Genomic DNA, 12,416 nt, shown 5'->3' on the forward strand with positions numbered 1-12,416 from the left:
AGGGCTCCAGTGGGTAAGCGGTATTAATCAAAAAGGCAGATCCAGTTCGGGTATGACGCTGTAGAGCTGGGCGCGGAACACTTCCTTGATGCGATCGAGTTCACCTTGGGTTTCCGCTTCGAAGCGCAGCACCAGCACCGGCGTGGTATTGGAGGCGCGCACCAGGCCCCAGCCCTTGGGATAGTCGACCCGCACGCCGTCGAGGCTGGTGATATTGCCTTCGCCCCAGACCGCATCGCGTTGCAGGCGCTCGATAATGCTGAACTTGTTCTGCTCGGTGACCTGGATATTGATCTCCGGAGTGGAGATGTCGTTGGGGAAGGCCCCGAAGATCTGGTCGGCATCGCGCTTGTCCTGGCTGAGAATCTCCAGCAGGCGGGCGGCGGCGTAGACGCCGTCGTCGAAGCCGAACCAGCGCTCCTTGAAGAAGATATGCCCGCTCATCTCGCCGGCCAGCAGGGCACCGGTTTCCTTCATCTTCTTCTTGATCAGCGAGTGACCGGTTTTCCACATTACCGGGCGGCCGCCGTAGCCGCTGATCAGTGGGGTCAGGCGGCGCGTGCATTTGACGTCGAAGATGATGTCGGCCCCAGGGTTGCGCGACACCACATCCTTGGCGAACAGCATCAGCAGGCGATCCGGGTAGATCATGGCTCCGCTGTTGGTCACCACGCCGACACGGTCGCCGTCGCCATCGAAGGCCAGGCCCAGGTCGGCCTTCTCTTCCTTGACCTTGGCGATCAGGTCGACCAGGTTTTCCGGCTTGCCCGGATCCGGGTGGTGGTTGGGGAAGTTGCCGTCCACCTCGCAAAACAGCGGGATCACCTTGCAGCCCAGGGCTTCGATCAGTTGCGGGGCGATTACCCCGGCCGCACCGTTACCGCAGTCGACCACCACTTTCAGCGGGCGCGCCATGGCGATGTCATCGCGGATCTGCTGGAAGTAGCGCTGCAGCACATCGACCTGCTCGACCGAACCGACGCCGCTGGCCAGGTCGTTGGTGTCGATGCGTGTCTTCAGGGCCTGGATCTGCTCGTTGGCCAGGGTGTCGCCGGCGATAACGATCTTGAAACCGTTGTAGTCCGGCGGGTTGTGGCTGCCGGTGAGCATCACCGCGGACTTGCCGGCGAGAATATTGGCGGCGTAATAGACCACCGGGGTCGGCACCATGCCGACGTCGCTGACATTGCAGCCGCAGTCGAGCAGGCCCTGGATCAGCTGTTGCACCAGCTCCGGCCCGGACAGGCGGCCGTCGCGGCCCACGGCGATGTTCGGTTCGCCCTGGGCCAGGCTCTGCGAGCCAATGGCGCGGCCGATCCAGTAGGCGCTTTCCGCGGTCAGGCTGCTGCCGACCACGCCACGGATGTCATAGGCGCGGAAAATATCGGCGGGTAGGCTGGGGGCGGTTTGTTGAGTATTCATTGCAGGGGGTTGCTCCAGTCCCAGGAGATCCTGGTCTTCATCGAGAATATCGATATCGAGGATATCGGTGTCTTGAAACAGTGGATCAACCAGGCCGGCCGTTGCCGTTTGCTGCGTATCGGGTGTCGGGGCGGGCGCTTCCGCGGGTGGGCGCACGACAGTTTCATTGGCTCGGCGTGGCAGACGTGCCAGAGCATGGGCCAGGCTGTCGAGCGCTGGCAGGCTCAGGCTGAAAGCTTTGACTGCCTTGCCGGCCGAGAGTTCTTTGATCAGTTGGGCCAGCTGCATGACATCCTTGTGCAGGCGGCGTTGCAGGGTGCTGTGCAGCTGGTGCAGGCCCAGCAGGGAGCCGAGCAGGGCGATTAGGCCGATGACCACCAGTAGCAGCGGCGAGTAGGCCAGCTGTTGCAGTGCCGGGCCTGGAGTAAAGCCGAGCGTCCAGTTGGGGTTGCCGGTGGGGAACGCCTGGGCCTGGCCACTGGCCTGGCCAATACTGGCCAGCACCTGGGCGGCGGTATTGCTGAACTGCTGGCTTAGCTGCACCTGGCCGACATCCGCAGGCAGGGTGGGCAGGCTGTCCAGCAGCTGGTCGAGGTCAACCGCCAGGAGCAGGGTGCCCTGCAGCGGCTCGCCGTCCCTCAGGCGCAACGGCGCGGCGCTATAGACCAGCCAGCGCTGGCCGACCTTGTAGGCTTCGGGGGCGGGATCCTGGCCGCTTTCCACCCGGCGCAGCATATCCAGGGCGGCAAAGTTCATCGGTGCGCTGCGGGCCATGTCCTGCCGGGCCTGGCCGCGGGCATTGAGGTGGGCATCGACCACTCCGTGCCAATAGCCGAGGTTGCGTTCGGCGGCGCGCAGCTGGTTGCTGTCCTGGCTTTGCAGGGCCTCCAGCAGTTGTGGATTACGCGCGGCGCTGGCGGTGTTCGCGGCCAGTTGTTGCAGGGCCTTGTCCAGGGCTGAGGCCTGGCCGCTCCCCCAGGCCTGGCTGAGTTGTTGCTGCTGGCGTTGCTGGCTGCTGTCTAGTATGCCGAACCAGAGCAGGCCGCCGGCGACGAGCAGCCCGGCGAGTGCGGCCAGCAGGCCCGGCAGGATGGCATTGGCGGCCTGCTGCTGGGCGCTTGGCGCGGAGCTTGTGGCCGGGTGGCCTGGATCGGCGGAGGCGGCATCCTTGGCAGTGCGCTTGAAGAGTTTCATGCGGCGTCTCCTCGACAGTTCATCCTGCAATCAATAGGGGCCAATCAGTGGCTGCCGGAGTGGCCGAAGCCGCCTGCGCCACGCTGACTTTCATCGAACTGCTCCACCAGCTCGAAATGCGCCTGGACCACCGGCACCAGAATCAACTGGGCGATACGTTCACCGATAGCGATGGTGAAAGCGCTCTGGCCGCGGTTCCAGCAGGACACCATCAGCTCGCCCTGGTAGTCCGAGTCGATCAGGCCGACCAGGTTGCCGAGGACGATGCCATGTTTATGGCCCAGGCCCGAACGCGGCAGGATCATCGCCGCCAGGCCCGGGTCGCCGATATAGATCGACAGGCCAGTGGGGATCAGCACGGTCTGCCCGGGTTCCAGTACCAGCTCCTGCTTGAGCATGGCGCGCAGGTCGAGGCCGGCAGAGCCTGGCGTGGCGTATTGCGGCAGGGGGAATTCGTGGCCCAGGCGCGGGTCGAGGATCTTGGCTTGTAAGGCGTGCATGCGGGACTCGTTTTTGTATAGGTGGCTTCAGGTGCGGGGCAGACGTTCGGCGATAAAACCGATCAGCTGACGAGCGATTTTGCTCTTGCTGGTCTGGCCGAAGCTGTTCTGCTGCAGTTCGCGGTCGATGATGGTGATGGCGTTCTCCTCGCTGTTGAAACCGATGGTGGGGTTGGCCACGTCATTGGCGACGATCAGGTCGAGGTTCTTGTCCTTGAGCTTGCGCGAGGCGTACTCCAGCAGGTTCTCGGTTTCAGCGGCGAAGCCGACGCTGAAGGGGCGGTCGCTGCGTCCGGCCAGAGTGGCGAGAATATCCGGGTTACGCACCATTTGCAGGAGCAAACCGTCGCCGCTGCTGGGGTCTTTCTTCAATTTGTGCTGGGCAACTACTTCCGGGCGGTAATCGGCAACCGCGGCGGCGGCGATCAGCAGGTCGCAGGGCATGGCGGCCTCGCAGGCGGCGAGCATGTCGCGGGCACTGGTGACGTTGATGCGGTCGACCCGCTCGGGCGTCGGCAGGTGCACCGGGCCGCTGATCAGGGTGACCTTGGCACCGGCCTCGGCGGCCGCCTCGGCCAGGGCGAAGCCCATCTTGCCGGAGCTGTGGTTGGTGATATAGCGCACCGGGTCGATGTTTTCCTGGGTGGGGCCGGCGGTGATCAGCACATGCTTGCCGGTCAGGGCCTGGCCCTGGAAGCAGTCGGCGGCGCATTGCGCCAGTTGCTCGGCTTCGAGCATGCGGCCCAGGCCGACATCGCCGCAGGCCTGGCTGCCGGCGGCCGGGCCGAACAGATGCAGGCCGCGCTGGCTGAGTAACTGGGCATTGGCCTGGGTCGCCGGGTCGCGCCACATGGCCTGGTTCATGGCCGGGGCCAGAGCTACGGGGGCGTCGGTGGCCAGCACCAGGGTGGTCAGCAGGTCGTCGGCTACGCCCTGAGCCAGGCGCGCCATCAGGTCGGCGGTGGCCGGGGCAATCAGCACCAGGTCGGCCCAGCGTGCCAGGTCGATATGGCCCATGGCGGCTTCGGCGGCAGGATCGAGCAGGTCCAGATGTACCGGATGGCCGGAGAGGGCTTGCAGGGTCAGCGGGGTGATAAATTCGCGGCCGGCCCGGGTCATGACCACGCGCACGTCGGCGTCCAGATCCTTGAGTCGGCGAACTAGCTCGGCACTCTTGTAGGCGGCAATGCCGCCGCCCACACCAACGATGATGCGTTTCCGATAAAGCCGCTGCATAGGCCTGCCTTTTATCAAAGATGGATATACACCGCGATGCCGGCACCTCCCCAGGCCAGGCACCGCGCAAAAGTTGGGCTACGATAGCACAGAGGCCGCACGGGAGTAGCGGTGTGCCTAGCCCTGCGGCCTTTGCCCGGAGGCTGGCGGGACGACCACAAGGAGGTGTTATGAGCATTCGCGATTGGCCCGCGGCAGAGCGCCCGCGGGAAAAATTACTGGCCCAGGGGGCCGTCAGCCTGACCGATGCCGAGTTGCTGGCGATCTTTCTGCGTACCGGCGTGGCCGGGCAGAGCGCGGTGGACCTGGCGCGCCACCTGCTCGGCGATTTTGGCGGGCTGCGTGCGTTGTTGCAGGCCGATTTGCCGTCCTTTAGTCAGCGTCTGGGGCTGGGCCCGGCCAAGTTCGCCCAGCTCCAGGCGGTGCTGGAAATGGCCCGCCGCCACCTGGCCGAGCAGTTGCGCCGCGATTCCGCCCTGGAAAGCCCGCAGGCGGTGCGTGATTACCTCAAGGCGCTGCTGCGCCACGAGCCCCACGAAGTTTTTGGCTGTTTGTTTCTTGATGCCAAGCATCGGGTGCTGGGTTTCGAGGCGCTATTTCATGGCTCCATCGACAGCGCCAGCGTCTACCCGCGCCAGGTGGTTAAACGAGCGCTTGCACATAACGCGGCGGCGCTAATTTTGACCCATAACCACCCCTCGGGCGTAGCCGAACCGAGCCAGGCGGATCGGGTGCTGACCCGCCGCCTGAAAGAAGCACTGGAACTGGTGGATGTGCGGGTACTCGACCACTTTATCGTCGGCGATGGTGAGCCGCTGTCGATGGCCGAGTACGGTTGGCTCTAAGGCACCAGTCGCACTTTGGAAAAGTCCTGGCGACCGAAGGGGCTGACCTGATAACCCTCGACCTGCTTGCGCATTAGCGCATAGGCGGTCGGGTGGGCCAGGGGCAGCCACAGCGCCTGCTGCTGGATGATCTGCTGCGCTTCCTTATACAGCTGGCTGCGTTGCGCCTGGTCGCTGGTGCTTTTGCCGTCGGCGATCAGTTTGTCCAGTCGCAGGTCGCAATAACGGGCGAAGTTCAGCCCGGATTCCAGCGAGGCGCAGGCGAACTGCGGGGTGAGGAAATTATCCGGATCGCCGTTGTCGCCCGCCCAGCCCATAAACAGCAGGTCGTGTTCGCCGGCCTTGGCGCGGCGAATCAGCTCGCCCCACTCGATCACGCGGATCTCGGCCTGGATGCCGACCTTGGCGAGGTCAGCCTGGAGTAACTGCGCGCCCAAACTCGGGTTGGGGTTGAGCAGGCTGCCGGTGGGGCGAGTCCAGATGGTGGTGCTGAAACCATCGGCCAGGCCGGCCTGTTTGAGCAGCCCCCGGGCTTTCTGCGGGTCGTGGGCGTAGCCGGGCAGTTCGCTGGCGTAGCTCCAGGTATTGGCTGGGTAGGGGCCGTTGGCGGCTTCGGCACTGTTTTCGAACACGGCCTTGAGGTAGCTGGCCTTGTCGAAAGCCAGGTTGATCGCCTGGCGCACGGCGGGCTGATCCAGCGGCGGGTGCTGGCTGTTGATGCCGACGAAAGCGGTCATAAAGGCAGCGGTATGTGCGCTCTGCAGATTGTTATCGCCGCTGATGGCCTGCACGTCCTGGGGCTTGGGCGAAAGGGCGATATGGCATTCGCCGCGGCGCAGCTTTTGCAGGCGCACATTGGCATCCGGGGTGATGGCGAACACCAGGTTGTCTACCCCAGGCTTCCCAGCGAAGTAGCTCGGGTGGGCGCTGTAGCGCACCTGGGCGTCCTTCTGGAAGCGCTTGAAGACAAACGGGCCGCTGCCGATGGGCTGGTTGTTAAGATTTTCCGGGGTGCCGGCCTGCATCAGCTGTTCGGCGTATTCGGCGGAATAAATAGAGGCGAAGCCCATGCTCAGGGTGGCGAGAAAGGTCGCATCCGGGCGGTTAAGGCTAAAGCGCAGGCTGTGTTCGCCGGTCTTGTCGATGCTTTTTATCAGGCTCGGCAGTTGCATCGACTGCGCATGTGGATAACCGCTCGGGGCAGTTTTGTGCCACGGATGCGCCGGATCGAGCATGCGCTGGAAGCTGAACAGCACGTCGTCGGCGTTCAGTGGGCGGCTGGGGCTGAAGTAGTCGGTTGTGTGGAAGGCGACATCTTCGCGCAAGACAAAGCTGTAGCTGAGACCATCCTCACTGACCTCCCAGCTCTGCGCCAGGCTCGGCAGCAGTTGGCCGCTGGCGGCGTCGAAGTCCACCAGGCGGTTCATCAGCACATCGGCGGAGGCGTTGGTGGTGGTCAGCGAGTTGTACTGCACCACGTCGAAGCCATCCGGGCTGGCCTCGGTGCAGACGTTGAGGGTGGCGGCCTGAACCAGCAGTGGGCTCAGCAGGCTGGCGAACAGCAGTGTTGGGGCGATACGGCGCATGGCAAACTCCTTCCTGGATGCGGTGCGCCCAACAGGGTGCGCCAGCAAAAGCCTTACCCTAGCAGCCTGTCGGGCTTAACGCTGCCCTACTGCGGAAATCCGGATGTGGCCATTTTTGCTGCTTTCCCTCGTTAAATAGCTAGCTATTCGCGGGGCGGCCCCCCGCCTCGTGAAATCAGCAAAACTGACTCAAACCGAAATGTCGGACCACGGCCTTTCCCTCGCTACGGGCGGTCAAATCCGACAGGCTGCTAGGCGATAAGCGCGTGCTCGAACAGCGCGGCCAGGCGACGAGCGGCAGATGCCTGTCCGGCCCGGCCCTGCTGGCGGCGCTGGGGAAATGGGCGGTACGACAGATTCAGACAAAGTGCGGTTGGCCTTGTTGCACCTTGGGCTTTCTGGTATAAAGCAGCGCTCTTTTGTAGGGGCCCGGTTCGTGCGCTTTGTTGTGCAGCTGGTAAGACCCTCGAGATACGCGGCGCCGAGCGCCAATGATATTGAGTTTATGCGGCCAACCCATGCCGGGTTGGGCATGTGGTTTTAGAGGGCTGAGGCATGTCGAGAGTCTGTCAAGTTACCGGTAAGGGTCCGGTAACTGGGAATAACATTTCCCACGCAAACAACAAAACCCGTCGTCGTTTCCTGCCGAACCTGCAGCATCATCGCTTCTGGGTCGAGTCTGAGAACCGTTTTGTGCGTCTGCGCGTTTCTGCCAAAGGCATGCGTTGCATCGACAAGCGTGGTATTGACGTCGTTCTGTCCGAGCTGCGTGCTCGTGGCGAAAAGGTTTAAGGAGTAAGTCATGCGCGAACTGATCCGTTTGATCTCGAGTGCCGGTACTGGTCATTTCTACACTACCGACAAAAACAAGCGCACCACTCCGGACAAAATCGAAATTAAAAAATTCGATCCGGTTGTGCGTAAGCACGTGATGTACAAGGAAGGCAAGATCAAGTAATTGATCGGGCTCCTTGCCGAAAAAGCCCGCCTTTATGGCGGGCTTTTTCTTGCCCGGGATTTACCTCGGGCGGCGTGTCGCGCCTACGGCTAGCGCCGGGTGCAGGCAGCCGGGCGTAAAAAAGCCCGCTCGGGGCGGGCTAAAGGGTGACACATGAGCGGGTTGTTCAGGCCTGGGCCTGCTCGAAGATCACGTAGACCTTGCGGCAGGGCTCCAGCACTTCCCAGGTGCCGGAAAAGCCGGCGGGGATCACGAAGCGGTCGCCAGCGCGCACGGTTCTGGCGTTGCCGTCCTGGTCACGCAGCACCGATACGCCGGCAAGGATTTCGCAGTACTCGTGTTCGCTGTAGTTGACCGTCCACTGGCCCACCGCGCCTTCCCAGATGCCCGCGTTGAATTGACCGCAGGGGCTGCCGTAGTGGTTGCGCACACTCTGCTCGGGGTCGCCCTTGAGCACTTTCTCTGCAGCCGGACGGTAATGTTCGGGTGTGGTAGTGGCGGTGGCGAAGTCGACAATCTTTTCGATGTTCATCAGCATGTCCGGTAGGGATTGAGCGCCTGTTATGGCCAGGCTTGTTGTCGATTGGGGTTACGATTTCGGCAGTCTATGTTTAATAAAGCACACATAACAAGGCTGATTTTCCAGTTTTTGTAAAAAATATTGGAAGTGTGCAGGCCTCTGGTTTAGTGTTGCCGGCAGGATTGGGTTGTGAGGCCCATGCAGAATTATTGACAGTGCCCGCGGCGAGGCTGCAGCACTTTTACCGTTAGAGGATGCCCGAATGACTAGCCTGACTCGTGCCGACTGGGAGCAGCGCGCCAACGACCTGAAGATCGAAGGCCGTGCCTTCGTTCATGGTGAATTCCGTCCGGCGCTGTCCGGGCAGACCTTCGATTGCATCAGCCCGGTCGACGGCCGTCTGCTCGGCCAGGTGGCCAGCTGTGACCTGGCCGACGCCGAGCTGGCCGTGGCAGACGCCCGCGCCACCTTCGAGTCCGGCGTTTGGTCGCGTATGGCTCCGGCCCAGCGCAAGCGCGTGATGATCCGTTTCGCCGACCTGCTGGATGCCCACGCCGAGGAACTGGCGCTGCTGGAAACCCTGGACATGGGCAAGCCGATCGGCGATGCCCTGGCGGTCGATGTACCGGCTGCCTCGCGCGCCATCCGCTGGAGCGGCGAGGCGGTGGACAAGATCTACGACGAAGTGGCGGCTACCCCCCACGACGAACTGGGTCTGGTCACCCGTGAGCCAGTAGGCGTGGTCGCGGCCATTGTGCCGTGGAACTTCCCGATGATCATGACCTGCTGGAAGCTCGGCCCGGCCCTGGCCACCGGCAACTCGGTGATCGTCAAACCCTCGGAAAAATCCCCGCTGACCGCCCTGCGCATGGCGCAGCTGGCGCTGGAGGCCGGCATCCCTGCGGGCGTGCTCAACGTGCTGCCGGGCTACGGCCACACTGTCGGCAAGGCCCTGGCCCTGCATATGGATGTCGACACCCTGGTGTTTACCGGCTCGACCAAAATCGCCAAGCAGCTGATGATTTACGCTGGCGAATCCAATATGAAGCGCGTGTGGCTGGAGGCGGGCGGCAAGAGCGCCAATATCGTCTTCGCCGACGCCCCGGACCTCAAGGCGGCGGCCGAGTCTGCAGCGGCGGCGATCTGCTTTAACCAGGGCGAGATGTGCACCGCCGGCTCGCGCCTGCTGGTGGAGCGTTCGATCAAGGATCAATTTATGCCCATGGTGCTGGAAGCCATGCAGGGCTGGAAAGCCGGTCACTCCCTGGACCCGGACACCAAGGTCGGCGCACTGGTTGATGCTGGCCATCTGAATGCGGTGCTCGGCTATATCGAAGCCGGCCATGCCGACCAGGCCAAGCTGCTCTGTGGTGGCAAGCGCACCCTGGAAGAAACCGGCGGCCAGTATGTCGAGCCGACCATCTTCGACGATGCCCATAACGCCATGCGTATCGCCCAGGAAGAGATCTTCGGCCCGGTGCTGACGGTTATTGCTTTCGACAGCACTGAGGAGGCGATCAAGATCGCCAACGACAGCATCTACGGCCTGGCGGCGGCGATCTGGACCAGCAACCTGTCCAAGGCGCACCTGGCGGCCAAGGCGCTGCGCGTCGGCAGTATGTGGGTCAACCAATATGACGGCGGCGACATGACCGCGCCGTTTGGCGGCTTCAAGCAGTCCGGCAACGGCCGCGACAAGTCGCTGCACGCCTTCGACAAGTACACCGAAATCAAGGCAACCTGGATCAAGCTGTAAGCAACCGGGATGGCTTGAACAGCATCCCCGCGGCTGCCGCCGCTTCGGCAGCCAGTAAGGTCGATCCTCCAAAGGATCGGCTCATAGAGCCAGACCCGCGGCCGGGTTCCCCAAGGAACCCGGCCGCCTTGCATTCGCGCGCCGGGCTTTGCGAGCGGTGCCTGAGGCACCCAAGGAATGGAGTTGAGCAGATGAAGTGGGCAACCTATTTCGCCGTCAGCGCGGCGGTGGTGATAGTCGGGCTGTCGCTGGGCGTGACCCTGCCGCTGGTGTCCTTTCGCCTCGAGGCCTGGGGTTATGGCCCCTTTGCCATCGGTGTGATGGCGGCGATGCCGGCGGTGGGGGTGTTGCTGGGGGCGCGCCTGACCGGGCATCTGGCCGGCTGGTTCGGCACGCCGCAGACGTTGCGCCTGTGCCTGCTGGCCAGCGCGGTGTCGGTGGGGCTGCTCAGCGTGATGCCGAGCTATCCGCTGTGGTTGCTGCTGCGCCTGCTGATCGGTATTTCCCTGACCGTGGTGTTTGTCCTCGGCGAAAGCTGGATCAACCAGCTGGTCGAGGACCGTCTGCGCGGCCGCCTGGTGGCCCTGTACGGCACCGGCTTCGCCCTTAGTCAGCTGTGCGGGCCGCTGCTGCTGACCCTGATAGGCACCGAGAGCGACCATGGCTTCTGGTTTTCCGCGGGTCTGCTGGTGGCGGGCTGTCTGCTGTTGCTGGGCCATGATGGCGCGCCCAAGGTCGATGCGCAGAGTGCTTCCGGGCGTGGCGTGCTGGTGTTCTGCCGAACCTCGCCGGCGATTGCCTGGGCAGTGGTGCTGTTTGCCGCCTTCGAGGCCATGGTCCTGACCCTGTTGCCGGTCTACCTGCTGCGCGAAGGTTTCGCCCAGCAACTGGCGTTGATCATGGTCAGCACTGTGGTGGTGGGCGATGCCGCCCTGCAGCTGCCCATCGGCTGGCTGGCTGACCGGGTGCCGCGGCAGACCCTGTTCCGCTGCTGCGGGGTGGTGCTGCTGGGCTCCAGTCTGAGCATTCCCGTGGTGCTGCATACGCCGCTGATCTGGCCGGTGCTGGTGCTGTTCGGGGCCAGTGCCGGTGGGCTCTACACCCTGTCGCTGATCCTGGTCGGCCAGCGCTATCGGGATGATGCCTTGGTGCGCGCCAATGCCCATATCGCCCTGCTCTGGGGTGCGGGTTGTCTGCTCGGGCCGCTGTCCACCGGTGCCGCCAGCCAGTGGGTCAGCGGCCATGCCCTACCGGTGCTGATGGCCCTGGGCGCGGCGTTCTTCGTCTGGCTGGCGTTTCGTCGCGGAGCCTTTAGCGAGGCGCTGCCCGCCAAGGCCTGAGCGCCGTTCGGCAGGGCTCCTGGCACGGCCTGGCATTGCCGGCTAGCGTTGCTGGCAGGCGCGGCCGCCGGTGGCCTGCGCCAGGACTGGAGGCAGGTTATGCGCAGGGTTATCGGTTTGTGCCTGAGTGTGGTCTGCGCCCTGAGCGTGCAGGCCACTGACCTGCCGGGCAGCAGCGATCATCCGCTGATCCCGCGCTACGAGGGCGCGGAGATCATCCGCTACGCCACCCAGGCGTTTACCGATAAGGCTTTTCTGCGCAGTCCAGCCAAGGCCTATGGCGGCCTGACGAAAAATGCCGAGGCAACCCTGGTGCTGGAGGGCAAGCTGACCCAGCTGAGCTACCGCGCCCCGGCTGAGCGCACCCCCCTGGAGGTGCAGCGCAATTACCAGCAGGCCCTGCAGGACGCCGGCTTCGAGCTGCTGTTCGTCTGCGAGCGGGAGCAGTGCGGCGGGCGCAACTTCAACCATGCGGTGACCACCACTGCGCCCTTTCGCGAATACCATCAGCAGCAGCGCTACCTGTTCGCCAAGCTGGCGCGCCCGCAAGGCGATGTCTACGCCGCGCTCTATGTGGTGCTGAACCAGGATGGCGGCGGGCCTAACAAGGGCCGCAGCATGGTCCAGCTCGAGGTGCTTGAGCAGCAGGCCATGGAGCTGCGCATGGTGGTGGTCGAGGCCCCGGCCATGCAGGCGGATATCGACGCCAAGGGGCGGGTGACGCTGTACGGCATCCTCTTCGATTTTGATCAGGCCAGCATGCGTGCTGACTCCGCGCCGCAACTGGAGGAAATCGCCACGCTACTCAAGGCCAGCCCGGCACTCAAGGTGCTGGTAGTCGGCCACAGCGACGGCAAAGGGGCGCTGGACTACAACCGCGAGCTGTCGCAGCGGCGCGCGCAATCCATCGTCAAGGCGCTGGTCGAGCAGCACGGCATTGCCGCCGAACGCCTGACGGCCGTGGGTGTGGGCATGGCAGCTCCGTTGGCCAGCAATCGCAGCGAGGAGGGCCGCGCGCTCAACCGTCGGGTCGAATTGGTCGAACGCCCCGAGTAGCGC

General features: G+C 63.9%; 11 protein-coding genes. 6 read left to right on the plus strand and 5 right to left on the minus strand.

Going from position 1 to position 12,416, the window contains the following annotated elements:
• Positions 1-27: 27 nt before the first annotated feature.
• The 3 genes from algC to coaBC form a co-directional block, all read right to left on the minus strand.
• Entirely contained in the window at positions 28-1,422 is a 1,395-nt protein-coding gene (gene algC, locus VMP31_RS06605; protein WP_325506106.1) for a phosphomannomutase/phosphoglucomutase, read from the minus strand.
• Between the two features lie 1,238 nt (positions 1,423-2,660).
• Positions 2,661-3,116, minus strand: coding sequence for a dUTP diphosphatase (gene dut, locus VMP31_RS06610; RefSeq protein WP_325505300.1), 456 nt, complete (start codon positions 3,114-3,116; stop codon positions 2,661-2,663).
• Positions 3,117-3,143: 27 nt separating this feature from the next.
• Complete coding sequence (coaBC, locus tag VMP31_RS06615) at positions 3,144-4,352, minus strand: bifunctional phosphopantothenoylcysteine decarboxylase/phosphopantothenate--cysteine ligase CoaBC (protein ID WP_325505302.1); 1,209 nt, start codon at positions 4,350-4,352, stop codon at positions 3,144-3,146.
• A 170-nt stretch (positions 4,353-4,522) separates the two neighbouring features.
• Between coaBC and radC the strand changes: the two genes are divergently transcribed.
• Complete coding sequence (radC, locus tag VMP31_RS06620; RefSeq protein ID WP_325505304.1) at positions 4,523-5,197, plus strand: RadC family protein; 675 nt, start codon at positions 4,523-4,525, stop codon at positions 5,195-5,197.
• On the opposite strand, the gene VMP31_RS06625 is transcribed toward radC, so the two are convergent.
• The gene (locus VMP31_RS06625) at positions 5,194-6,783 is read right to left on the minus strand and encodes an ABC transporter substrate-binding protein (RefSeq protein ID WP_325505306.1); all 1,590 of its coding nucleotides are present in this window, start codon (positions 6,781-6,783) and stop codon (positions 5,194-5,196) included. The two genes, radC and VMP31_RS06625, sit on opposite strands and share 4 nt — an antisense overlap.
• Before the next feature lie 555 nt (positions 6,784-7,338).
• Here VMP31_RS06625 and rpmB point away from each other — a divergent pair.
• Entirely contained in the window at positions 7,339-7,575 is a 237-nt protein-coding gene (rpmB, locus tag VMP31_RS06630) for a 50S ribosomal protein L28 (protein ID WP_090240685.1), read from the plus strand.
• Between the two features lie 10 nt (positions 7,576-7,585).
• Entirely contained in the window at positions 7,586-7,741 is a 156-nt protein-coding gene (gene rpmG / locus VMP31_RS06635) for a 50S ribosomal protein L33 (RefSeq protein WP_022960960.1), read from the plus strand.
• 166 nt (positions 7,742-7,907) lie between these two features.
• Here rpmG and VMP31_RS06640 read toward each other — a convergent pair whose 3' ends face one another.
• Positions 7,908-8,273, minus strand: a complete 366-nt coding sequence (locus tag VMP31_RS06640) for a cupin domain-containing protein (RefSeq protein ID WP_325505320.1) — start codon at positions 8,271-8,273, stop codon at positions 7,908-7,910.
• Between the two features lie 250 nt (positions 8,274-8,523).
• Here VMP31_RS06640 and VMP31_RS06645 point away from each other — a divergent pair, with 250 nt between their 5' ends.
• From VMP31_RS06645 to VMP31_RS06655, 3 genes are all read left to right on the plus strand, one after another.
• On the plus strand, positions 8,524-10,017 hold the full coding sequence (locus tag VMP31_RS06645) for an aldehyde dehydrogenase (RefSeq protein ID WP_325505322.1): 1,494 nt from the start codon (positions 8,524-8,526) through the stop codon (positions 10,015-10,017).
• Positions 10,018-10,100: 83 nt separating this feature from the next.
• Positions 10,101-11,357 carry an MFS transporter gene (locus VMP31_RS06650; protein ID WP_414705437.1) on the plus strand — a complete coding sequence of 419 codons (1,257 nt, stop codon included), beginning with the start codon at positions 10,101-10,103 and terminating at the stop codon, positions 11,355-11,357.
• A gap of 99 nt (positions 11,358-11,456) precedes the next feature.
• Complete coding sequence (locus VMP31_RS06655; RefSeq protein ID WP_325505323.1) at positions 11,457-12,413, plus strand: OmpA family protein; 957 nt, start codon at positions 11,457-11,459, stop codon at positions 12,411-12,413.
• The last annotated feature ends 3 nt before the right edge of the window (positions 12,414-12,416 follow it).

It is taken from the genome of Pseudomonas sp. (genome assembly GCF_035512415.1).
Classification (GTDB): Bacteria; Pseudomonadota; Gammaproteobacteria; order Pseudomonadales; family Pseudomonadaceae; genus Aquipseudomonas.